The following is a 23743-nucleotide window of genomic DNA, read 5'->3' as shown; positions in this document are numbered from 1 at the left end:
TTCAAACGCCAATCTCCTCGTGCCGTTCATAGCCGTCCGGCAACCCAAAGGTCTTCATGCCGCCCACGGCCTCGATGGCATTGCGCACGAAGCGGTCGTCCACCAAGTCTTTGGCGACGAACGCCGGGTCGAGGTCGGCGAGAAATTTCTTGTCGCCTTCGATCAAGGTGTCCTTCAAGCGGCGCACCAGTTCCTCGGTGTAACTGGGGAATGGGTAAGGCTGGAAATCAATCCGGTGTTCGTCCCAGTTCGCGTGTTGAATCGCGCCGTCAGCCAGGTAAGCGGCACGGTCGCTGGCGGCCGGGGCCAGCACTTTGCTCAACACTGGCTCGGCATGCGGCGTGTAGCGGTTCGGGCCGTCCTTGGACAGCAGCTTCACCGCTTCTTCGCGGTTGTCGCGTGTCCACACCTGAGCCTTGACGATGGCATTCACCACCTTCTGCGACCACTCGGGGCGCTGGGTTAAATCCTGCTCGTGCATGAACACCACGCAGCACGCGTGGTTGCGCCATACATCGCCGGTAAAGCGCTGCACGCGACCGACCTTGAGGTTTTCCGCGAGGGCGTTGAACGGCTCGGCGACGATGTAACCGTCGATGCGCTTGCTGGCCAGGGCCGGCGGCATGTCGGAGGGCGGCAATACGATCAGGTTGACTTCGTTGGCCGCGATCTGCGAGCCGACGGCGCGCGCCACAGGCGTCAGGCCGTTGTCGCGGAACAGTTGTTGCACCACCACGTTATGAATCGAATACCAGAACGGAATCGCCACCGACTTGCCGCCCAGTTGTTTCACGTCGCTGATGCCCGGAGACACCGTCAAGCCCGAACCGCCCACGTGGTTCCAGGCCACCACTTTGGCCGGGACTTTACTGCCATAACGCGCCCACACGGTCATCGGCGACAGCAGGTGAATCACATTGACCTGGCCTGAGATAAACGCCTCGATCACCTGCGCCCAACTGCGCAACAGCACCGGGCGTTCGGCCTTGATGCCTTCGGCTTCGAACAGGCCATTGTTATGCGCGACCAGCAGCGGCGTGGCGTCAGTGATCGGCAGGTAACCGATGCGCACCGGCGCGTCCGGCTCGCTGGCCGCGCGGGCTTGCAGGCTGCTCAACAGCGGTAAGGCACCGGCGGCGCTGAGTACCGCCGACAGTTTGAGAAAATCACGGCGCGAGTGGGTCAGGTCATCCAGACACATGGCTGGGCTCCAGCAATTGAGAGGGGTTGGGTTGAGGGCGGCTCGCCTGCCGTAAGGTTTTCAGAATCTCGATACGCAGTGCGCCGATGGCTTCAACCTGTTCTTCACGCGGTTGCGGCAGGTCGATACGCCATTCACCCAAGGTCCGCGCCGGGCGGTTACCCAGTAGCAGCACGCGGTCAGACAACAGCAGCGCTTCATCAATGTCGTGGGTGATCAGCACGGCCGCCGAGCCTTGTTGGCGATTGACCTCTAGCAGCAGGTGCTGCATGTCGGCGCGGGTCACTTCGTCCAGCGCGCCGAACGGTTCATCCAGCAACAACACTTGCGGCTGACGCGCCAGGCAGCGCGCCAGTGCAGTGCGCTGGGCCATGCCGCCGGAGAGCTGCGCCGGGAATTGATGCCGGGCGTGTTCCAGGCCCACGGCCGCGATGGCCTGGTCGACGCGCTGGCGCCGTTGCTCGGGACTCAACGAGGGTTGGCGGGCGAAATCCAGGCCGAACGCAACGTTCTTTTCAAGGTTCAGCCACGGCAACAGGCTGGGGTCTTGAAACGCCACCGCCACCCGTGGGTGCGGGCCGTTCAGCCACTCGCCGAGCACCTGCACGCTACCGCCCTGCGGCGCCTGCAAACCTGCGAGCACCCGCAACAGGCTCGATTTGCCGACCCCGCTCGGGCCGAGGATCGACACCACTTCGCCGGGCTGCAGGTGCAGGTCAAAGCCCTCCAGCACCGGCCCGCTGGTGTACCCCAGGCAAACCCCCTGGGCGCTTAATACCGCCTGGCTCACAGGTTGGCCTGGCGTTGCAGTTCGGTGCGCAATTGCACCAGGCTTGGCGTGACGATCGGCACAAACGCCGACTCGCGCCAGCGCCGCGCAAACCCGCTGCCGTGGGCGGTGAGGTAAGCCTTGCCGCCGCTGGCTTGCAGCTCAAGTTGCACGGCGCTCGCGGCGGTTTCCGCCAAAGCAATGCGCAGCTTGAACAGCGGCACCGGCTCTGCGGCAAAACGCCCGGCCAACAGGCCGTTCTTCAGCTCGGTAGTCAGGTGATCAAGGGTGACGCGCAACGCTTCCAGCTCTTCACGCAAGACCGTGCGGCTGGCGCCCAAGTGGTTGGCCACCTCTGCCAACGAGCGGCGCGCCAGGCCAATCGACATCCCGCATTGCAACCCCAAAAACGCCGGGCGTACCGCTGGCAGAAACTTGCGCGCGTCCTCGTGCAGCAACCAGTCACGGCTCAACTCCACGCCTTCAAGCCAGAGCGCCGCAGTATTGCTTGACTGCAGCCCCAGCAGTTCCAGGTCACGGGAGCGTTGCAAGCCTGCCACCGAGTCGGGCAGTGCCAGAATAAATGGCGCGCCGCCTCCGGCATGCTCAATGGCGACCGCCGCGACAAACCCGTTCTTGCGCAGGTTGGTCACCCAATGCAGGCGGCCATTGAGGGTCCAGCCATCCTGTGTCGGTTCAGCGCTGATTTGCAGGGTCTCGATGCCCGACAGAAATTTCATCGCGTTCGACAGCCCGGTCGCGCCCGCCAGCTTGCCGCTGAGCAAGTCCGGCAACAGTTGCTCACGCAGCCGCTCATTCGGGCTTTGCAGCAGGTATTCGATAAACGAGCGCTGGCCCCAGCACACAAACGCCGCCGCCAGGGAATGGCTGGCGACATTGGCGATGGCGTCCACCGCGCCGGTCACGTCACCGCCCAGGCCGCCGAGCGCTTTGGGCACGCCGATACGTAATACATTGGCCTCTGCCAGCCTTGGCAGCACTTCCTGTGGATCGCAACTGCCCACATCCAGGGCCTGCGCTTGAACATCGAGCCAACGGCTCAAGATTGGGTCAAGCATTCATGTTTCTCCTTTTTGCAGCAGGTGGGCAGACGCCCGTTCAGCCAGCCGGTTGTTCCCAACGGTATTGCGCCAACTCCGGGTTCAGCGGCGTACGGGCAAACACGTTAGCGAAGTTACACAAGGTTGCCAGGCTCACGCCCAAAATAACTTCCAGGGCGTGGCCGTCGGTGTAGCCCGCCGCGCGGAACGCTTCGAAGCCCTCATCGCTGACGTCGCCACGGGTGGCAATTACTTCACGGGTGAACGCGGCAAGCGTCTCGTAGCGCGCGTTTGGCAGTTCGCCGCGCTGGCGCAGGGCGTCAATCACCGCTTCGGGCAACTTGGCCTTGTTGCGCGCCACGGCGGTGTGGCCGGCCACACAAAAGTCGCAGCCGTGGGTGGTCGCGGCAATCAATTGCACCACCTCACGGTCGGCTAGGCTGAGGTCGGATTTGGCATTGATGCCGGACACGGTGATGTAGGTTTCCAGCGCAGCCGGCGCATTCGCCAGCACGGCGAGCAGGTTGGGAATGAAGCCCGAGCCCTTCAAGGCATTTTCCAGAAACGGCTTGGCGGCTTCCGGCGCGGTGTCAGGGGTCAGTAACGGTACACGGGACATGGAGTAGTCTCCTGAGGGGTTCGTGCAGCCAGTCTGTTGGTTATAAAAAAACGCCTCAATAGGCTAAAGTAGCGATTACTTGCTCTTGAGTCTTTCCTTTAGATGAATTCGTCCAGTGCACTTGTCGATTGGTTATTAGACAGCCTTGAACTCAACACCAGTCTGTTCCACGTAGGCCGCTATTGCGGCGATTGGCATGCGAGCACCCACGGTTTGGCCAGTGCGAGTTTTCACCTGATCGTGCAGGGCGAATGCTGGCTGCATATCGACGGTGAATCGACCCCACAGCGCCTTAACAATGGTGACGCGGTGTTTCTGCTGCGTGATTTGGCCTACCGGCTTTCCGGAGAACCGACGGCGGCGGGCGCGCAGGAATGCCCTCGGCGCCCGATGCAGGCGCTGGACAGCAGTGCGAACGACGGTGTGGGGTTGGTCTGCGGGTTCTTTCATTTCCAGTCCGGCTTGTCGGCAATGATCGTCGACACCCTGCCCGCCTGGATCATCCTGCGTGCCGGCGACCCGTCGTTGACCGCCGCGCGCAACCTGTTCGAATTGATCCTGCAAGAATGCGAGCGCGCGCCCGCGCCCTCTTCCGCATTGCTCGAACGCCTTTGTCACCTGCTGTTTCTGTATGTGCTGCGCCAACAGGTGCTCGACAACACGGACCTCGGCGGCCTCGCGGCATTGGGCCGGCAACCGGCATTCGCAAACCTGCTGGAACAGTTGATCGAGCGCCCGGCAGACGCCTGGACCCTGGAAAGCATGGCGGCCTGCACCGGGCTGTCACGTTCGGCGTTTTTCAAACGCTTCAATGAGCTGTGCGGGCAATCGCCGGGGCAAGTGCTGCTGATGATGCGTATGCGCCACGCCTGCGAACTGTTCAAGAAAGACCAGACCGTGGCGCAGGTAGCGCTGGCGGCGGGCTACCAATCGGTGGCGGCATTTACCCGCGCCTTTCACAAGGTCACCGGGCAACAGCCAGGCGCCTATCGCAAGGCCCAGGCTTAACGCCGCAAGCCGGTGCCAGGCGTGGCGCAGAGTTCCACCAGCCAGTCGATAAACACCCGAACCCGCTGTGACAGCTGCCGATGGGGCGGGTACAACGCCGTCAGTGCCATGTTCGGCGGCGCATGCCCGGCCAGCACTTCCACCAGTGTGCCTTGGGCCAGTTGCCGCCGGGCGTGATAGTACGGCGCCTGGATCAACCCATACCCCGCCTCGCATGCGGCGAAGTAACCGTCGGCACTGTTGACCGCCACCACCTTGGGCAAATTGACCTCGCGCAGCTCAGTGCCGACCTGGAATTCCAGCCCGAAACGTTTGCCGGTGGAACTGGAGACATACTCAACCATCTGGTGCCCATTCAGGTCGTCCAGGGCAGCGGGCAAGCCGAAGCGCTCAAGGTAACTCGGGCTGGCCAGGGTCAACTGGTCCATCATCGCCAACGGCCGTGCGACCAGTGATTCGTCCAGGGCTGGCCCGCCGCGCAGCACACAGTCGACGCCTTCGCGAATCAGGTCCACGGTACGGTCATTGAGGCCGATTTCCAGCTCGATCTGCGGGTAGCGCGCGGTAAACGCCGGGAGCGCCGGAATCACGATCAACCGGCCGATGCCCGAGGGCATGTCGATGCTCAGCGTCCCGCGCGGGTTCTGGCGGCGGGTCGAAAACACCGCCTCGGTCTCTTCCAAATCGGTGAGCAACTGCACGCAGCGCTGGTAATAGGCCGCGCCGTCGAGGGTCGGGCTGACCTGGCGCGTGGTGCGTTGCAACAGCTGCACGCCGAGGTGGGCTTCCAGCTGCTTGATCAGAATCGTCACCGACGCCCGTGGCAGTTGCAGGCTGTCGGCCGCCTTGGCAAAACCACCCAATTCAACAATCCGTGTGAACACGCGCATCGCGTTAAAACGGTCCAAGGGCCGACTCCTCAGGGATTATTTAGATTTTACGAACAGTGATAGTGCTTTTAGCCGGTTTATCCCGCTTTTGTCGAGGATGACAATGGAGGTCTTCCTACCCACCGGAGCTTTACCCATGCACACCCGTCAACTCGGTAAAAACGGCCCCCTCGTCAGCGCTATTGGTCTTGGCTGCATGGGCATGACCGATTTCTACACCACCGGCACCGACACCACTGAAGCCGTCGCCACCCTGCACCGCGCGCTGGAGTTGGGCGTCAACTTTCTCGACACCGCCGATATGTATGGCCCGCACACCAATGAAGCGCTGATCGGCAAGGCGATTGCCGGCAAACGCGACCAGGTCTTTCTGGCGAGTAAATTCGGCATCGTGCGCGACCCGGCGAACCCGGCGCTGCGTGGCGTGAATGGTCGCCCGGACTACATCCGCGCAGCCATCGACGGCACCCTGCAACGCCTTGGCGTAGAAACCCTGGATTTGTATTACCAGCACCGTATCGACCCGGACGTGGCCATCGAGGAAACCGTGGGCGCCATGGCCGAACTGGTTAAACAGGGCAAAGTGCGTTACCTGGGCCTGAGCGAAGCGTCCGCCGCGACACTGGAACGCGCGCACAAGGTGCACCCCATCAGCGCGCTGCAAAGCGAATACTCGCTGTGGAGCCGCGATCAGGAGGACAACGGCTGCCTCGCCGCCTGCCAGCGCCTGGGCATTGCGTTTGTGCCTTACAGCCCGCTTGGCCGAGGGTTTCTGACCGGCGCACTGAAAAGCCCGGACGACTTCGATGCCGACGACTACCGCCGCTTCAGCCCGCGCTTTCAGGGCGATAACTTTGCGAAAAACCTGCTGCTGGTGAAACAGGTCCAGGCACTCGCGGCGGACAAAGGCGTGACCGCCGGCCAACTGGCGCTGGCCTGGGTGTTGGCTCAGGGCGATTACCTGATCCCGATTCCCGGCACCAAGCAACGCAAATACCTGGAAGAGAATGTGGCGGCGGTTTCGTTGACCCTCAGCGCGACGGAACGGGCGGCACTTGACGCGATTTTCCCCGCCGATGCCACTGCGGGCCTGCGTTACCCGCAGGCAGTCATGGGCATGCTGAACCGCTAACCGCAGCGTTCAGGGGTGCCCGCCCGGGTGCCCCTGAATTTGTTGCAGTCTGGTACCTCAAGCTCTACCCGTCCGAGCCGATAGCCCGACGAAGCTCTAACAAAGCCGCGTCGACAATAAACGCTTCGTAAGGACGGCCCCATGCCCCCACTGCGCTCTATCCAAGCCCGCTATACCCTGTTTCTGGTGCTGTTCGTCCTGGTGTTAATCGTGTTGACCGTCGTCGGCATCGGCCAGTTGGTTGCGCCCCAGTTGCGCCACACTGAAGAACAGGTGGTGCTCAACCGCGTCGCCGAGGTGGCCGAACAGATCAAGGGCGAACTGAACAAGGTTCAGGCCCAGCAACGCAGCATCACTCAAACCATCCCCTTGCTCGACAGCGACGCTATCGACAAGGTCCTGCCTGGCCTGGTGGACCAGTACGGCGAACTGAAAGTGTTCGGCGGCGGGATCTGGCCGCTGCCTAATCAGCGCGCTCAGGGGCGCAACAAATTCAGCACGTTCTGGCACCGCGATGCCTCGGGCAAGCTGGCGGTCAACACGTTCTGGAACAGTGACGCTGCGCCCAACTACTACGACCAAAGCTGGTACAAAGGCGGCCTCGCCTCGCCCCGCGGCCAGTGCGCCTGGGCGGCGGCTTACAAGGACGACGCCAGCCAGGAGCCACGCACCAACTGCGCAATGGCGATCCAGCGTGACGGCGCCGCGTATGGCGTTGCCACCATTGACGTGACCCTGGGCTTCTTCAATGACCTGGTGGCCAGCAAAGAGAAAGACATCGGCGGCCAAATGCTGATCGTTGAAGGCGACGGCAAGATCATCAGCAACAGCTCGCGCATCAGCAGCCCGGTGGTGTTGAAAAACGTCAGCGAACTGGCCGGCACGTCGGCGTTTGCCGCCCAGGTCAGCAAAGCCCTGGCCCAGCGCGACAAAGGCCTGCAACGTACTGAATTCGACAATGCGGGCGTGGCCAGCACCTTCTACCTGCGCCCGATCGAAGGCACGCCGTGGTTCCTCGCCACCGCCCTGCCTACCTCGCTGATCACCGCCCAGCGCGATGACGTGCTCGGCACCCTGGCGATGTTGCAGATTCCGATGGTGCTGTTGCTGGTGCTGCTGGCCGCCTATGCCATTCGCCAATTGGTGCAGCGCATGCGGTCGCTGAAGACCAATATCGACGCGTTGTCTGCCGGCGATGCCGACCTGACGCGGCGCATCACCATTCGCGCCGAAGATGAACTGGGTGCCATTGGCCATTCGGTGAACCACTTTATCGTCTACCTGCAAAACATGATCGGCGAAGTGACCCAAGCCACGGCGGCCATGTCGTCGGGCCTTGAGCAGCTGCAGCGGACCTCGGCCCATACCAACCAGATCCTGGTGCGGCACGCCTCGGAGACCGATCAGACGGTCACCGCCATCACCGAAATGAGCTCCACCGCTGACACCGTGGCGCAAAATGCCGCCGAAACGGCGGCCTTCACCCAGCGCGCCAATGAGCACGCCGACCGCTCCCGTGTGGTCGTGGGTGAAGCGTCAACCAGCGTCAGCGCGCTGATCGGCGAAGTGTCCAGCGCCACCCACACCGTAGAAGCCATGCGCCAGGACGCCGCGCGTATTACCGAAACCCTCGGGGTGATCGGTGCAATCGCTGGCCAGACCAACCTGCTGGCCCTCAACGCCGCGATTGAGGCGGCACGTGCCGGTGAGCAAGGCCGTGGGTTTGCGGTAGTAGCCGATGAAGTGCGTGCGCTGGCCGCACGGACCCAGGCCAGCACCTCGCAGATCAACGAGATGCTTGCGCGCCTGACCACCGGGGTGAGTTCTTCGGTGACCGCGATGGAAGCCACCCAGGCCAGCTGCCAATCGGCAGCAGACGCCACGGCGCGGGTGAACTCCGGGCTGGACGAAATGGCCGGCTCCGTGAGCCATATCAACAACCTCAGCACCCAGATCGCCACGGCGGCCGAGCAACAAAGCGCCGTTACCGAGGAGATCAACCGCAGCATGGTGCAGATCCGACATATGGTTGAGGAATTGGTGGAAAGCGGCCATGCCACTGAAACCAATACCCGCAGCCTGATCGATGCCAATGGCCAGGTGATCACGCTGATGAGCCGTTTCAAGGTGCGCTGATAAATGACTGAGACACTCCCGTGCAATGCGCGGGAGTGGGTCTATTCTGAAAGTTCTCAGGACAAGATCTCGCCACACAGGAGGTGTGTCATGCGCGCTGTGGAGCAGTCGACCCGCTTGGAGCGGATCAGCCAGGAACGCTTTATTGAGGCCCCCATCGAGGTGGTATACGACTACGTCACCCAGCCCGACCGCTGGCACGAGTGGCACCCCACTTCCCTCGGTGCCGACACCGGCACTACCGGCCCCCTTGCGGCCGGCATGCGGTTTACCGAAATTATCGACCTGCTCGGCGTGCGCGTCCCCATGAGTTATCGGGTGCAAGTGGCCCAACCGCCGCAAGAATTCAAAACCGTATTCACGTCCGTTGCCGTCGACGGCTCCATTCATTATTTCCTGCAACCCCATCGCGGCGGGACGCTGTTCAAGCGCGTATTGATCTACCAAACCGAACTGCAACTCGTCACCTTGCACGGGCGCATGGTCGAGCTGTCCGCCATCGCGCTGAGCCAGCTCAAGCAACGACTGGAAAACACTCACTTCGTATAATTTGGAAACATTACCGGCACACCGCTCCTTCTGTGGGCGCTGGCTTGCCTGCGATGAGGCCGTCATGATCGCGCCCTATTCCGACTCCCGAGCCCTCCCATGAAAACCCCATTGCGACTGGCCCTGCTCACCGCGTTATTTACCACCACCCTGGCCCAGGCCGCTGACCTGATCCCCATCGACGTGCACCGCGACGCCAACTGCGGCTGCTGCAAAAAGTGGATCAGCCACCTGGAAAGCAACGGCTTCAAGGTCAATGACCACGTGGAAGCCGACATGAGCGCGGTCAAACAGCGCCTCGGCGTCGCGCCACGCCTGGCTTCGTGCCACACCGCCGTGATCGACGGCAAGTTCGTCGAGGGCCATGTGCCTGCCGAACAAGTACTGGCACTGCGCAAACGTGATGACTTGCTCGGCATTGCCGCGCCGGGTATGCCGATGGGCTCGCCGGGCATGGAAGTGGACGGCCCAGGCGATGCCTACCAGATCATTGGGTTAACGCGCGAGGGTAAAGACGTCGTCGTGGCTGATTACCCGGCTCACTGATCGATGCTGGCAGGTTACCTGGGGCTGTTTGTTGCGGCCTTCGGCGCCGCGACCCTGCTGCCTTTGCAGTCAGAAGCCGTGCTTGTGGGGCTGTTGCTCAGCGGGCATTACAGCCTGCTGTGGTTGTTGATCATCGCAACAGTTGGCAATGTTTTGGGCTCGGTGGTGAATTGGTGGTTGGGGCGCTGGGTTGACCATTTCAAGGGACGGCGCTGGTTCCCGGTCAGTACCCGGCAGCTCGATACGGCCCGCAAGCACTACGAGCGCTGGGGGCATTGGACGCTGCTGCTGAGTTGGGTACCGATCATTGGTGACCCGCTGACGCTGGTGGCCGGTGTAATGCGTGAGCCGCTATGGCGGTTCTTGCTGCTGGTCACCCTGGCCAAGGGCCTGCGCTACGGCGTACTGGCGGCCGTGACCCTGCAGTGGGTGTTAATCCCCACTTAATCCACTCGCAACAGCATCCGGGGCATTCTTATCGGAGCCCTTTCATGCCTACCATCCGTGCTTTTTGCATCGCCGGCCTGCTGGCGGCCAGCGCCGCTCCCGTGTTCGCCGCCACTTACGGCCCCGAACTTCAGGGCTTCCAATACCCCTACCCGGTTGAACATTTCAGCTTCCAGTCCCAGGGCAAATCCCTGCAAATGGGTTACATGGACGTCCCGGCCAACGGCAAGGCCAATGGCCGCGCCGTGGTGTTGATGCACGGCAAGAATTTTTGCGGCGCCACGTGGGATGCATCGATCAAAGCCCTGAGCGATGCCGGCTACCGGGTAATCGCGCCCGACCAGATCGGCTTTTGCACCTCCAGCAAGCCTGAGCATTACCAGTACAGCTTTCAGCAATTGGCGATCAACACGCATCAATTGCTGGAAAAACTCGGCATTCAAAAGGCCACCCTCGTCGGCCATTCCACCGGCGGCATGCTCGCCACCCGTTACGCACTGCTCTACCCCACGCAGACCGAACAGCTGGCGCTGGTAAACCCTATCGGCCTGGAAGACTGGAAAGCCCTGGGCGTGCCTTACCGCAGCGTTGATCAGTGGTATGAACGCGAATTAAAGCTGAGCGCCGAGGGCATCCGAAAATATGAACTGAACACCTACTATGTGGGACGCTGGAAACCCGAATACGACCGCTGGGTCGACATGCTCGCCGGCCTGAACAACGGCCCGGGGCATACCCAGGTCGCGTGGAACTCGGCGTTGATTTACGACATGATCTTCACCCAGCCGGTGTACTACGAGTTCAAGGATTTGCAGATGCCGACCCTGCTGTTGATCGGCACCGCCGACACCACTGCGATTGGCAGCGACATCGCGCCGCCAGCGGTCAAGGCAAAGCTCGGTCACTACGACGTACTGGGTAAACACGTGGCGAAGCTGATCCCCCATTCAACCCTGGTGGAATTCCCGGGCCTGGGGCACGCGCCGCAGATGGAAGAGCCGGCTCAATTTCATAAAGCGCTGTTGCAGGGCTTGAATGCCCTTTAATCCAACCTTTTTCGAGGCACGCGTGCATGTCGGTACAGATCGCAGTCATTGATGATTGGCAAGGTGTGGCCAGTGGTGTGGTGGACTGGTCGGTGTTGGCCGCCGTCGGGCACGTGCACTTCCTTGATGATTACCCGGCGGATACCGCCACGATGAGCGAGCGTTTGAAGGGGTTCGAAGTTATCTGCGTGATGCGCGAGCGCTCTACATTCGACAAGGCGTTGCTGCAGGGCTTGCCGAACCTCAAACTGCTGGTCACCGGCGGCATGCGCAATGCTGCCATCGACATCCCGGCCGCCAAGGCATTGGGCATTCAGGTGTGCGGCACCGACAGCTATAAGCAAGCTGCCCCCGAGTTGACCTGGGCGCTGATCATGGCCTCCACGCGTAACTTGCTCGCCGAAGCCAATTCCCTGCGCGCCGGCAACTGGCAGGTTGGCCTGGGTGGCGATTTGTACGGCAAGACCCTGGGTATCCTCGGGCTGGGCAGTATTGGTCAGAAGGTTGCGCAGTTTGCGCAGGTGTTCGGGATGCGGGTCATCGCCTGGAGTGAAAATCTCACGCCCGAGCGGGCAGCCGAGTCGGGCGTGACGTGGGTCAGCAAGCAGGAATTGTTTGAGCAGGCCGATATCCTGACGATTCACCTGGTGCTCAGCGACCGCAGTCGCGGCTTGGTGGACGCCGAGGCGCTGGGCTGGATGAAGCCCACTGCGAGGCTGGTGAACACTGCGCGCGGGCCGATTGTGGATGAGCAGGCGCTGGTGGCGGCGCTGTCCGCCGGGCGCCTGGCGGGGGCGGCGCTGGATGTGTATGGCGAAGAGCCGCTGCCGGTCGATCATCCGTTCCGTCGTTTGCCGAACGTGCTGGCCACGCCCCACGTGGGCTATGTGAGCGAGCAGAATTACCGGCAGTTTTATCAGCAGATGATTGAGGATATTCAGGCGTGGGCAGATAACGCGCCCATTCGTGTGCTCGGCTAACGGGCGGCAAGCTGCACTGTTAAGGTGAGCGTTGCACCTGTGGCGAGCAGGCTTGCCCTGCGTTGGAGTGCGCAGCGCTGCTGGATGGGCTATTGCGGTGCATCGGATAGATTGGGTGCGACTTTTGGGGCTGCTGCGCAGCCCAACGCGGGGCAAGCCCGCTCGCCACAGCAAGCCCGCTCTCCACAACAAGCCCGCTCGCCACAGCAAGCCTGTTCACCAGGGTAAGGCTGCTGGCGATAGGAGCGCCTCAGCTCATAACCAGTGCCTCTGACCTTAAAATATTTTTGTCCTACAAAATCCTCTTGAAAACCTTACAGGCGCTGGGATCTGTCCTAGACTCATGGCCGATGGGTCCGTGCCAAAACAAAAACCCCGCAAAAAATCGAAACTTTCCAACTCTGCCGTAGGTCCAGTTTTAGGTAAGGCGTGCGCGTTCGGAATACACCGGGTGCCCGCCCATCCAAACTATTTCTGTTTGACGTGCAACTGGCATAAGCCTTGCCAGATCTGCACAGCGCTTGCGCGCCTGGCCGCAGGATGCGGTCTTCGGAGCTAATGGCAGCGGGCCATTAGCCCACCAAAATGTGGGAGTGCAGTATGATCAGTGCCGCTTTAAATACTCAGGGAGAGCGTGTTAGTCAGCCGGTAGGGGGGCCTACTTCCTTGGCCGACCTGCCCAACACTGTGCGGCCGATCGTGAGTCAGAACCCGAATCGCAAGAAGGTGCTGTTTGTTACCTCCGAGTTTGCCGACCTGGTAAAAACCGGTGGTCTGGGCGACGTGTCCGCCGCCCTGCCCCGCGCCATGGCACATTTGCACGATGTGCGCGTGCTGATCCCGGGCTACCCGCAGGTAATGGAAAGCGACAACCCGATTCATATCATCGGTGAGCTGGGCGGCCACGCCGCGCTGCCGCCGTGCAAGATCGGGCGCATGGACCTCAAGGACGGCCTGGTCATCTATGTACTGATCTGCCCTGAGCTTTACGAGCGCGAAGGCACGCCCTACGGCGCCAACAACGGTCGCGACTGGCCGGACAACCATATTCGCTTCGCCCGCCTGGGCCTGGCTGCCGCTGATATTGCCGCCAACCTGGCGCAAATTCATTGGTGCCCGGACCTGGTGCACGCCCACGACTGGCCGGCTGGCCTGGCCCCGGCGTACATGCACTGGCGCGGGTCGCGCACGCCCACCTTGTTCACTATCCATAACCTGGCCTACCAGGGCGTGGTTAGCCTGGGGTGCACTCCCGAGCTGGGTATCCCGCCGCATGCCTTGCAACAGGAAGGCATGGAGTTCTACGGCAAGATGTCGTTCCTCAAGGCCGGCATGGCGTACTCCAGCCATATCACTACGGTGAGCGCCACGTACGCCCAGGAAATCACCACCCCCGAATTCGGCTGTGGCCTGGATGGTTTTCTCGCCAGCAAGACCCAGCAAGGTCTGCTCAGCGGTATCCCCAACGGTATTGAAGACAGCTGGGAAACCTCGACCGACCCGCACCTGATGCACAACTTCAATATTGGCGACTGGGAAGGCAAGGCCATCAACGCCGCGCACGTGCGTGAATTGTTTGGCCTGCATGACTCCACTGGCCCGCTGTTCGCTGTGGTGTCACGCCTGGTCTACCAGAAAGGCCTGGACCTGACCGAAGCCGTTGCCAGCTTTATTGTTGAGCAAGGCGGTCAAATCGCGATCATCGGTCGCGGTGAGCCAGAAGAAGAGCAAGCCATGCGTGAGCTGGCGTTGCGCTTCCCCGGCCAAGTGGGTGTGCGTATCGGCTTCAATGAAACCGATGCCCGCCGCATGTTCGCCGGCAGTGACTTCCTGCTGATGCCATCGCGCTATGAGCCGTGTGGCTTGAGCCAGATGTACGCCCAGCGGTTCGGCTCGCTGCCGGTCGCACGCAACACTGGCGGTCTGGCCGACACCATTGAAAATGGCGTCACCGGCTTTTTGTTCAATGAATCCACAGTCGACAGCTATAAAGAAGCGCTAACCCGCGCCTTTAAGGTGTTCGGCTTCCCAGGCCTGCTCAACGCCATGCGTTCGCGCGCCATGACTCAACCGTTTAACTGGAGCCAGGCGGTAGAACCCTACGCCGAGCTGTACGAACAACTGGTGGCTAAAGCACTGGGGAAATCCGCTAAATAATCAAAGGGAGGTCTCTATAGATGCCGTTAAGGACTCTGGAAACCTGGCCCCACGGCGCAATTATGCTGGACGCGCAACACACGCGTTTCGCCTTGTGGGCGCCAGACGCGTTTTATGTCAGCGTTGAATTGGAAGACGGCAAATCGTTCGCCATGCTGCCTCAGGCAGATGGCTGGTTCGAAACAGAAATACAGTGCCCGGCGGGCACGCGCTATCGCTACAACATCGACGGCGAGATGGATGTTCCCGACCCAGCCTCCAGGGCTCAGGCCCTGGATGTGCATGGTTGGAGCCTGGTCGTCGACCCGCTCGCCTACCAATGGCGACACAGCAACTGGCAAGGCCGCCCGTGGCACGAGGCGGTCATCTACGAACTGCATGTGGGCGCGCTGGGTGGCTATGCCGGCGTCGAAGCTCAGTTGCCTCGCCTGGCAGAAATGGGCGTGACCGCGATTGAGCTGATGCCATTGGCGCAGTTTCCCGGTGTTCGCAATTGGGGTTACGACGGCGTGCTGCCCTACGCGCCTCAAGCCTCGTATGGCACCCCCGAACAACTCAAACACCTGATCGACAGCGCCCATGAACACGGCCTGGCGGTGATTCTTGACGTGGTCTACAACCACTTCGGGCCCGACGGTAACTACCTGGGCCAGTACGCCAAAAACTTCTTTGAAGAAGACGTGCACACGCCGTGGGGCGCGGGGATTGATTTTGATCGCCGGGAAGTGCGCGACTTTTTCCTCGATAACGCATTGATGTGGTTGCTCGAGTACCGCTTCGACGGCCTGCGCCTGGACGCGGTGCACGCCATCGACAACCCGGGGTTTCTGAAGGAGCTGGCCCAACGCGTGCGCAAGCAGGCCGACATCGGCCGCCACGTGTGGCTGGTGCTGGAGAATGAATTCAATCAGGCCAGCTTGCTCGAGCATGATTTTGACGCGCAGTGGAACGACGACGGCCATAACGCCCTGCACGTGCTGCTTACCGGCGAAACCGATGCCTATTACAACGACTTCGCCAAAGACACCACGGCCAAGCTGGCGCGCTGCCTGAGCGAGGGCTTTATCTATCAGGGCGAAACCACCCGCCACGGGCATGTACGCGGCGAACCCAGCGGGCATTTACCGCCGAGTGCTTTCGTGCTGTTTTTGCAGAACCATGACCAGATCGGCAATCGCGCCTTCGGTGAGCGCCTGCACCAACTCTGCTCGCCCCAGGCGCTGAAAGCGGCAACCACACTGCTGCTGCTGTCGCCCATGATTCCGATGATGTTCATGGGCGATGAGACCAACGCCGCTGAACCTTTCCTGTTTTTTACCGACCACCACGGCGAACTGGCGGAGGCGGTGCGCGAAGGCCGTCGCAACGAGTTTGCCGACTTTGCCGCGTTCCAGGACCCGGAGCGGCGTGAACGCATTCCTGATCCCAACGCCTTGCCGACGTTTCTGCAATCGGCGCCGAAGTTTGTCGAAAATGAACATACCCAGTTTTATCGTCAGCTGCTGGGCCTGCGCCACCTGCATATCGTGCCGCACGTGCCTGGCAGCGTGGCACTCGGGGCGCAGGTGCTGGCCGACGGCGCCGTCAGCGCCCGCTGGCGCCTGGGCAACGGCAGCGTGCTGCAAATCGACTTGAACCTGGGCGCCGAACCGCTGAACTTCCCGGCGCCGCCCCATCTGTTATTTACGACGCCTGCCGGTGATGAGGCGCAGTTGGCGCCGTACAGCGCGCGCGTCGCCCTATCCCCTGTTGGAGAGCACTCTTGAGCGAAGCGAACCTGGAAATTCTCGCCAGCCGCGCGGGCCTGGCCGTCGATTGGATTGACGCCAATGGCCGCCTGCAACACGTGAAGCCCGACGCCCTGCGTGCCGTTCTCAAAGGCCTGGGCCACCCGGCCGAGACTGACGCCGAGATCGACGCCAGCCTGCTCGAACTGGAACAGGTGCAACAAGACAAACACCTTCCGCCCCTGTTGACTATCGACAGCGGCGAAAGCCTCGACCTGGCGCGCTACTTCGAACCCGACACGCTGTGCCGGGTCAACCTGGAAAACGGCGAAACCCTGGAGTTGCGCCTGGACGGCGATGCGGTGTTGCCGGGCATCGTAGCCCTGGGCTATCACCAGGTGCATATCGGCGACCAAGACTTCACCCTCGCCGTGGCGCCTACCCATTGCTACAGCGTGGCTGAAGCGGTCGACACCCAAACCGCCCGCGCCTGGGGCCTGAGCGCGCAACTGTATTCGCTGCGCCGCCTCGGTGACGGCGGTTTTGGCGACACCCTGGCGCTTGAGCATCTGGTCCGTTCCGCCGCCGAGCGCGGTGCCGACGCACTGGCCATCAGCCCGATGCACGCGATGTTCAGCGCCGACCCCGAGCGCTACAGCCCGTATTCACCCTCCAGCCGGCTGTTTCTCAACAGCCTGTATGCGTCGCCCGCCTGCATCCTGGGTGAACGCGAAGTGCGCAACGCCATTGAGGCAGCCGGGTTGGCGGATGAGCTGCACACGCTGGAACAGCAGGCCCTGATCGACTGGCCCGCTGCGGCCAAGGCCAAACAACGCCTGCTGCGCGTACTGTATGAAGACTTCCGTCACGGCGGGCATCCGCAACAGGCCGACTTCCTGAGCTTCCGCCAGGCCGGTGGCGAAGCCCTGGAAAACCATTGCCGTTTCGAAGCCGTGCAAGCGGTGCGCGCGGCCGCCGGTGAAGACCTCGACTGGCGGCACTGGCCCGAAGCATGGCGCAACCCGCAAAGCCCGGCGCTGGTGCAGTTTGCCGAGGAGCACCGTGACGAAATCGGCTTTTTTGCCTTCAGCCAGTGGTTGATCGCGCGCAGCCTTGCGCGCGCGCAACAGGCGGCACGCGGCAGCGGCATGGGCGTTGGCTTGATTGCCGACCTCGCCGTGGGCGCTGATGGCGGCGGCAGCCAGGCGTGGAGCCGTCAGGATGAATTGCTCGCCGACCTCACCGTCGGCGCGCCCCCCGACATTCTCAACCGCGCCGGCCAAGGCTGGGGCATTTCCGCGTTTTCGCCCGAAGGCCTCAAGCGCAATGGTTTTCGCGCCTTTATCGAAATGCTGCGCGCCAACTTCGCCCACGCCGGCGGCCTGCGCATCGACCACGTGATGGGCCTGCAACGGCTGTGGGTGATTCCGATGGACGCTTCGCCCCGCGAAGGCGCCTACCTGTATTACCCGGTGGACGACATGCTGCGCTTGCTGGCGCTGGAGTCTCATCGTCACCAAGCCATTGTGCTCGGCGAAGACCTCGGCACCGTGCCGGATGGCCTGCGCGAAAAACTGATCGGGCGTTCGATTCTGGGCATGCGCGTGCTGCTGTTCGAACAAGGCAACGACGGCCAGTTCAGGCCGATCCTCGACTGGCCGGACAACGCCCTGGCAACCACCAGCACCCATGATTTGCCGACCCTCAACGGCTGGTGGCACAGCCGTGATATCGAATGGAACATTCAGCTCGGCTTGATCGATGCGCCGACCGTGGAGCAATGGAGCGAGCACCGTTTGCGCGAACGCCAGGCGCTGCGCCAGGCCTTGAGCCAGGACCCGCAGAATTTCGTCGACGAGATTCGCAACGAGACCGACCACATGATCGACGCCAGCGTGCGCTACCTCGGCCACACCCGTGCGCCGCTGGTGCTGCTGCCGCTGGAAGATGCCCTGAGCCTTGTGGAGCAACCCAACTTGCCAGGCACCACCGACACCCATCCCAACTGGCGCCGACGCCTGCCGGGCGAAGCCGCGAGCCTGCTCGACAATGACAATGCCGCCCGCCGCCTGGAACTCCTGGCCGTCGCGCGCAACCAAGCCCATGAGCGTGACCGATGAAAGCTGTTCCCCTGCGCGCTACCCAGCGCCTGCAATTCCATAAAGGTTTTACCCTGGACGATGCGGTACCGCTGGTGCCGTATTTTGCTCAACTGGGCATCAGCCACCTGTATGCCTCGCCCCTGCTCAGCGCCCGCGCCGGCTCCATGCACGGTTATGACGTGGTGGACCCGACAACGGTGAACCCCGAGTTGGGCGGTGAACCGGCGCTGCGGCGCCTGGTTGCAGCGCTGCGCGAACACCAGATGGGGCTGATTCTGGATATCGTCTCCAACCATATGGCCGTGGGCGGCGCGGATAACGCGTGGTGGCTCGACCTGCTGGAATGGGGGCGATTGAGCCCCTACAGCGAGTTTTTCGATATTCAGTGGCACTCGCCCGACCCATTGCTCAAGGGCCAATTGCTGATGCCGTTTCTGGGCAGTGATTACGGCGAAGCCCTGCAAACCGGCACCCTGACCCTGCATTTCGATGCCGCCCACGGCTCGTTTTACGTTGAGCATTACGAGCATCGCTTCCCGATTTGCCCGCGGGACTATGCGGCGATTCTGGGTACCGATGAATTGCTCAAACCGCTGGCCGAGCGCTTCACTGCCCTCACTTATCAAGACGACGCCTACCACGAAGCGGCGTGGCTCAAGCAAGCGTTGGCCGAGCGTGCAACCGAGGTGCTGCCGGCCATCGAAGCGCGGCTGCGCGAGTTTGACAGTCGTCAACCCGAGGGCTTCAAGCGCTTGCATCAATTGCTCGAACAGCAGACTTACCACCTCGCCAGTTGGCGCACGGCGGCCGACGACATCAACTGGCGGCGCTTCTTCGACGTCAACGAACTGGGCGGCCTGCGGGTTGAACGCACCGCCGTGTTCGAAGCCACCCATGGCAAGATTTTCCAGTTGATCAGTGAAGGCCTGGTGGATGGCCTGCGCATCGACCATATCGACGGGCTGGCTGATCCGCGCGGTTATTGCCGCAAGCTGCGCCGCCGCGTGGACTCACTGTCACCTGCGCGGCACTTGCCGATCTTCGTCGAGAAAATCCTCGGCGAAGGCGAAACCCTGCGTGAAGACTGGCAAGTGGATGGCACCACCGGTTACGAGTTCATGAATCAGCTGTCGCTGCTGCAACATGATCCCGCCGGTTTCGAACCCCTCGCCGAACTGTGGACGCGCCACAGCGAACGGCCTTCGGCGTTTATCGAAGAAGCCCGGCTGGCGCGCCAGCAAATCCTCAATGGTTCCCTCGGCGGCGACTTTGAAAGCGTGGCCCAGGCCCTGCTGCAAGTGGCCCGTGACGATGTGATGACCCGCGACCTGACCCTCGGCGCGATCCGCCGGGCGTTGCAGGAGCTGATCGTGCACTTCCCGGTGTACCGCACCTATATCAGTGCACGCGGCCGCAGTGCAGCGGACGACGTGGTTTTCCAGCAAGCCATGCAAGGCGCGCGCAGCACCTTGGGCGAAGGCGACTGGCCGGTGCTCGACCACCTGGAGAAATGGCTCGGTGGTCAACCGTGGCGTAACCGCCCGGTGGGCCGTGAACGCAAGATCCTCAAACATGCCTGCGTGCGCTTCCAGCAACTGACGTCACCCGCCGCTGCCAAGGCGGTGGAAGACACTGCGTTTTATCGCTCGGCGGTCTTGCTGTCACGTAATGACGTGGGCTTCAGCACCGAGCAGTTCAGTGCGCCCGTGGCCGAGTTCCACGCCATCAACAGCCAGCGCTTGGAGAGCTTCCCCGACAACCTGCTGGCCACCGCCACCCACGACCACAAACGTGGCGAAGACACCCGTGCGCGCCTGGCCGTGCTCAGCGAGTGCGCCCCGTGGTACGTCGAACAGGTTGAGCACTGGCGCACGCTGGCGGCGCCTCTGCGAACAGACCCCGATAGCCCCTCTGCGGGCGATGAGCTGATTCTTTATCAGGTATTGCTCGGCAGCTGGCCGCTGGACCTGAACCTTGAGGGCTATCAGGAACGCCTGTGGCAGTGGCAGCAAAAAGCCCTGCGCGAAGCCAAATTACAGAGCAGTTGGAGTGCACCGAACGAGGCGTATGAAAAAGGCGTCGAAGCGTTCCTCTCGCGCCTGCTACTGGACGAAGAAGGCCGGGCCTTGCGCAACGCCCTGGCCGAGGCCGCTCAGGCTATCGCCCCGGCGGGTGCCCTGAACGGGCTGGCGCAAACCTTGCTTCGCATGACCGTGCCGGGCGTGCCCGACTTGTACCAGGGCGATGAGTTCTGGGACTTCAGCCTGGTCGATCCGGACAACCGCCGCCCGGTGGATTTCAACGCACGGCAACGGGCGCTGAACACCCCGCCGGACATCGACGAACTGCTGTTCAACTGGCGCGACGGGCGCATCAAGCAGGCGCTGATCGCCCAGGTGTTGGCGTTGCGAGCAGCCGACCCCGAACTCTTGCACAGCGGCAGCTACACACCGCTGGAAGTCATCGGCAAACACGCAGAAAACGTCGTCGCCTTTTGTCGCGAACACGCGGGCAAACGCCTGCTGGTGATAGTGCCGCGCTGGCCGCACAGCTTGCTTGAAAACGGTGTGCTGCCGCGCATCGATGCCCAGGTTTGGGGCGATACGCGGGTGAAATTACCGTTCGCCGCCACAACGCAAAACTGGAAGGGACTTTTTCAAACAGGCGCAGTCACACCAGACAAGGAGCTGCTGATCAGCACTGCCCTGGGGGATTTCCCGGTCAATGTCTTTATCAATCCTGATGATCAAGAAAGCTGAAAATTTCTGTGAGGAGCATTGTGATGAGTACTGAAGACAAACGTATTCGCGAGTTGGCACATCAGATCTGGGAATCGGAAGGCAAACCCCATGGTGAAGATGCCCGCCACTGGGACATGGCGCGCAAACTGGCAGAAGCCGAAGCGCTGACGCCGAGCAAGCCAAAAGCGGCTGCCAAGCCCAAAACCGCACCCAAGCCAGCTCCCAAAGCCAAGCCCGCCGCCGCGAAGCCCGCTGCGCCGAAAAAGCCCAAGGCGCCACCCAAGCCCGCCGGCTAACCGACTATGCCCCTGTGGGAGCGGGCTTGCCCGCGATAGCGATGTTGAAAGTACCGCCGCTATCGCAGGCAAGCTCGCTCCCACAGGCATGATGCAATCCAAACGATTTTTGTCTGACGTACCGTCAGCACGGCCGCGTTCGGCCTGAAAAAGACCCTTGCAGGAGCAATTCAACAATGAGCAAACCCGAAAATAGCCAACCGACGCCGGAAAACGAGCCGTCGCGGATTCGTGAAGGTTTGCCCTTCCCCCTCGGCGCGACCTGGGATGGTCTGGGCGTCAACTTTGCACTGTTCTCGGCCAACGCCACCAAAGTGGAATTGTGCCTGTTCGATGACACCGGCGAAGTTGAACTGGAACGCATCGAACTGCCCGAGTACACCGACGAAACCTTCCACGGCTACCTGCCCGACGCCCACCCCGGGCTGATTTACGGCTACCGCGTGTACGGTGCGTATGACCCGGCCAACGGCCACCGCTTCAACCACAACAAATTGCTGATCGACCCCTACGCCAAACAGCTGGTGGGCGAACTCAAATGGTCCGAAGCGCTGTTCGGCTACACCATCGGCCACCCCGACGACGACCTCAGCTTCGATGAACGCGACAGCGCGCCGTTTGTGCCCAAGTGCAAAGTCATCGACCCCGCTCACACCTGGGGCAACGACCAGCCAGTGCGGGTGCCATGGGATCGCACGATCATCTATGAAACCCATCTGCGCGGCATCAGCATGCGTCACCCGTCGGTGGGCGAATCGGTGCGCGGTACCTGCGCCGGCTTGATGGAAGACGACGTGCTCAAGCACATCCGCCAGTTGGGTGTGTCGTCGGTGGAGCTGCTGCCGGTGCACGCTTTTGTCAACGATCAGCACCTGCTGCAAAAAGGCATGACCAACTACTGGGGCTATAACAGCATCGCGTTTTTCGCCCCGGACCCGCGCTACCTTGCCAGCGGCAAGATCGCCGAGTTCAAGGAGATGGTCGCGCACCTGCACGAAGCCAAGCTCGAGGTGATCCTCGACGTGGTCTACAACCACACCGCCGAAGGCAACGAGCGCGGCCCGACCCTGTCGATGCGCGGCATCGACAACGCCTCGTACTACCGCTTGATGCCCGACGACAAACGCTTCTACATCAACGATTCCGGCACCGGTAACACGCTGGACTTGAGCCACCCGTGCGTGCTGCAGATGGTCACCGACTCCCTGCGTTACTGGGCCACCGAGATGCACGTGGACGGTTTCCGCTTTGACTTGGCGACAATTCTTGGCCGCTACCGCGACGGTTTCGACGAGCGTCACAGCTTCCTCGTGGCGTGCCGTCAAGACCCGGTGCTGCGCCAGTTGAAAATGATCGCCGAACCGTGGGACTGCGGCCCCGGCGGCTACCAGGTCGGCAACTTCCCGCCGGGCTGGGTGGAATGGAACGACCGTTTCCGCGACACCGTGCGCGCGTTCTGGAAAGGTGACGACGGTCAGTTGGCGGACTTCGCTGCGCGCATGACCGCCTCCGGTGAGATGTTCAACCACCGTGGCCGTCGTCCGTACAGCTCGGTGAACTTCATCACCGCCCATGACGGTTTCACCCTGCACGATCTGGTGTCGTACAACGACAAGCACAACGAAGCCAACGACGAAAACAATCAGGACGGCAGCAACAACAACCTGTCCTGGAACCACGGCGTCGAAGGCCCGACCGAAGACCCGGAAATCAATGCGCTGCGCCTGCGCCAAATGCGCAACTTCTTCGCCACGCTCCTGCTGTCCCAAGGCACGCCGATGCTGGTGGCCGGTGACGAATTTGCGCGTACCCAGCACGGCAACAACAACGCGTATTGCCAGGACAGCGAAATCGGCTGGGTCAACTGGGACCTGGACGAAGACGGCAAGGCGCTGCTCAAGTTTGTAAAACGCCTGATCAAGCTGCGTCTGGCTTATCCGATCCTGCGCCGTGGGCGCTTCCTGGTGGGCGACTACAACGAGGATATCGGCGTCAAGGACGTTACTTGGCTGGCGCCGGATGGCAACGAGATGACCATCGAGCAGTGGCAAGACAGCCACGGTCGCTGCCTGGGCATGTTGATGGATGGCCGCGCCCAGGAGACCGGGATTCGCCGTGCCGGTGCAGATGCCACCTTGTTGCTGGTGGTAAACGCCCACCACGACATGGTCAATTTCCGCCTGCCGCCGGTGCCTGAAGGTGAGTTCTGGACCTGCATGCTCGACACCAATGCACCGGCCGTGCGTGGCCAGGAACGCTTTGAATTCGAGCATGAGTACGCCGTGACCGGCCGCTCCCTGTTGCTGTTTGAACTGCAGCGCGACGACGAGGTGTGA

Annotated in this window: 19 protein-coding genes; 14 read left to right on the top strand and 5 right to left on the bottom strand. The window is 62.0% G+C overall.

Features of this window, described 5'->3' with window-relative positions:
• Position 1: 1 nt before the first annotated feature.
• The 4 genes from ACP7A2_RS04265 to ACP7A2_RS04250 are packed head-to-tail and all read right to left on the bottom strand — an operon-like array spanning position 2 to position 3650.
• Positions 2 to 1201: an ABC transporter substrate-binding protein gene (locus ACP7A2_RS04265; RefSeq protein ID WP_348056675.1), complete on the bottom strand. Its 1200-nt coding sequence runs from the start codon at positions 1199 to 1201 to the stop codon at positions 2 to 4.
• Positions 1188 to 1991, bottom strand: a complete 804-nt coding sequence (locus tag ACP7A2_RS04260; RefSeq protein ID WP_426133227.1) for an ABC transporter ATP-binding protein — start codon at positions 1989 to 1991, stop codon at positions 1188 to 1190. Before ACP7A2_RS04260 ends, ACP7A2_RS04265 begins: the two co-directional genes overlap by 14 nt.
• Positions 1988 to 3049, bottom strand: a complete 1062-nt coding sequence (locus tag ACP7A2_RS04255) for an acyl-CoA dehydrogenase family protein (RefSeq protein WP_426133226.1) — start codon at positions 3047 to 3049, stop codon at positions 1988 to 1990. The genes ACP7A2_RS04260 and ACP7A2_RS04255 overlap by 4 nt, the downstream gene beginning before the upstream one ends.
• 40 nt (positions 3050 to 3089) lie before the next feature.
• Positions 3090 to 3650, bottom strand: coding sequence for a carboxymuconolactone decarboxylase family protein (locus tag ACP7A2_RS04250; protein WP_426133225.1), 561 nt, complete (start codon positions 3648 to 3650; stop codon positions 3090 to 3092).
• Between the two features lie 102 nt (positions 3651 to 3752).
• Here ACP7A2_RS04250 and ACP7A2_RS04245 point away from each other — a divergent pair, with 102 nt between their 5' ends.
• Positions 3753 to 4658, top strand: coding sequence for an AraC family transcriptional regulator (locus ACP7A2_RS04245; RefSeq protein ID WP_426133224.1), 906 nt, complete (start codon positions 3753 to 3755; stop codon positions 4656 to 4658).
• Here ACP7A2_RS04245 and ACP7A2_RS04240 read toward each other — a convergent pair.
• On the bottom strand, positions 4655 to 5566 hold the full coding sequence (locus ACP7A2_RS04240; RefSeq protein ID WP_426133223.1) for a LysR family transcriptional regulator: 912 nt from the start codon (positions 5564 to 5566) through the stop codon (positions 4655 to 4657). The genes ACP7A2_RS04245 and ACP7A2_RS04240 overlap by 4 nt on opposite strands.
• Positions 5567 to 5684: 118 nt before the next feature.
• On the opposite strand from ACP7A2_RS04240, the gene ACP7A2_RS04235 reads away from it, so the two are divergent.
• From ACP7A2_RS04235 to glgX, 13 genes are all read left to right on the top strand, one after another.
• Positions 5685 to 6680 carry an aldo/keto reductase gene (locus ACP7A2_RS04235; RefSeq protein ID WP_426133222.1) on the top strand — a complete coding sequence of 332 codons (996 nt, stop codon included), beginning with the start codon at positions 5685 to 5687 and terminating at the stop codon, positions 6678 to 6680.
• Positions 6681 to 6821: 141 nt separating this feature from the next.
• Positions 6822 to 8816: a methyl-accepting chemotaxis protein gene (locus tag ACP7A2_RS04230; RefSeq protein ID WP_426133221.1), complete on the top strand. Its 1995-nt coding sequence runs from the start codon at positions 6822 to 6824 to the stop codon at positions 8814 to 8816.
• Positions 8817 to 8906: 90 nt separating this feature from the next.
• Positions 8907 to 9365, top strand: coding sequence for an SRPBCC family protein (locus ACP7A2_RS04225; protein WP_426133220.1), 459 nt, complete (start codon positions 8907 to 8909; stop codon positions 9363 to 9365).
• A gap of 99 nt (positions 9366 to 9464) precedes the next feature.
• Complete coding sequence (locus ACP7A2_RS04220) at positions 9465 to 9911, top strand: DUF411 domain-containing protein (RefSeq protein ID WP_426133219.1); 447 nt, start codon at positions 9465 to 9467, stop codon at positions 9909 to 9911.
• Between the two features lie 3 nt (positions 9912 to 9914).
• Positions 9915 to 10358: a YqaA family protein gene (locus tag ACP7A2_RS04215; RefSeq protein WP_426133218.1), complete on the top strand. Its 444-nt coding sequence runs from the start codon at positions 9915 to 9917 to the stop codon at positions 10356 to 10358.
• A 44-nt stretch (positions 10359 to 10402) separates the two neighbouring features.
• On the top strand, positions 10403 to 11404 hold the full coding sequence (locus ACP7A2_RS04210; protein ID WP_426133217.1) for an alpha/beta fold hydrolase: 1002 nt from the start codon (positions 10403 to 10405) through the stop codon (positions 11402 to 11404).
• A 26-nt stretch (positions 11405 to 11430) separates the two neighbouring features.
• On the top strand, positions 11431 to 12384 hold the full coding sequence (locus tag ACP7A2_RS04205) for a D-2-hydroxyacid dehydrogenase family protein (protein WP_426133216.1): 954 nt from the start codon (positions 11431 to 11433) through the stop codon (positions 12382 to 12384).
• A 600-nt stretch (positions 12385 to 12984) separates the two neighbouring features.
• Positions 12985 to 14541 carry a glycogen synthase GlgA gene (glgA, locus tag ACP7A2_RS04200; protein WP_426133215.1) on the top strand — a complete coding sequence of 519 codons (1557 nt, stop codon included), beginning with the start codon at positions 12985 to 12987 and terminating at the stop codon, positions 14539 to 14541.
• A 20-nt stretch (positions 14542 to 14561) separates the two neighbouring features.
• On the top strand, positions 14562 to 16307 hold the full coding sequence (treZ, locus tag ACP7A2_RS04195; protein WP_426133214.1) for a malto-oligosyltrehalose trehalohydrolase: 1746 nt from the start codon (positions 14562 to 14564) through the stop codon (positions 16305 to 16307).
• On the top strand, positions 16304 to 18388 hold the full coding sequence (gene malQ, locus ACP7A2_RS04190) for a 4-alpha-glucanotransferase (RefSeq protein ID WP_426133213.1): 2085 nt from the start codon (positions 16304 to 16306) through the stop codon (positions 18386 to 18388). Before treZ ends, malQ begins: the two co-directional genes overlap by 4 nt.
• Positions 18385 to 21129 carry a malto-oligosyltrehalose synthase gene (locus ACP7A2_RS04185; protein WP_426133212.1) on the top strand — a complete coding sequence of 915 codons (2745 nt, stop codon included), beginning with the start codon at positions 18385 to 18387 and terminating at the stop codon, positions 21127 to 21129. The genes malQ and ACP7A2_RS04185 overlap by 4 nt, the downstream gene beginning before the upstream one ends.
• 23 nt (positions 21130 to 21152) lie before the next feature.
• Complete coding sequence (locus tag ACP7A2_RS04180; RefSeq protein ID WP_426133211.1) at positions 21153 to 21407, top strand: DUF2934 domain-containing protein; 255 nt, start codon at positions 21153 to 21155, stop codon at positions 21405 to 21407.
• Between the two features lie 176 nt (positions 21408 to 21583).
• The gene (glgX, locus tag ACP7A2_RS04175; protein ID WP_426133210.1) at positions 21584 to 23743 is read left to right on the top strand and encodes a glycogen debranching protein GlgX; all 2160 of its coding nucleotides are present in this window, start codon (positions 21584 to 21586) and stop codon (positions 23741 to 23743) included.

It is taken from the genome of Pseudomonas sp. PWP3-1b2, assembly GCF_049896045.1.
In the GTDB taxonomy this organism is placed as follows: Bacteria; Pseudomonadota; Gammaproteobacteria; order Pseudomonadales; family Pseudomonadaceae; genus Aquipseudomonas; species Aquipseudomonas antarctica_B.
This window is presented reverse-complemented; position numbering and strand designations above follow the sequence as displayed.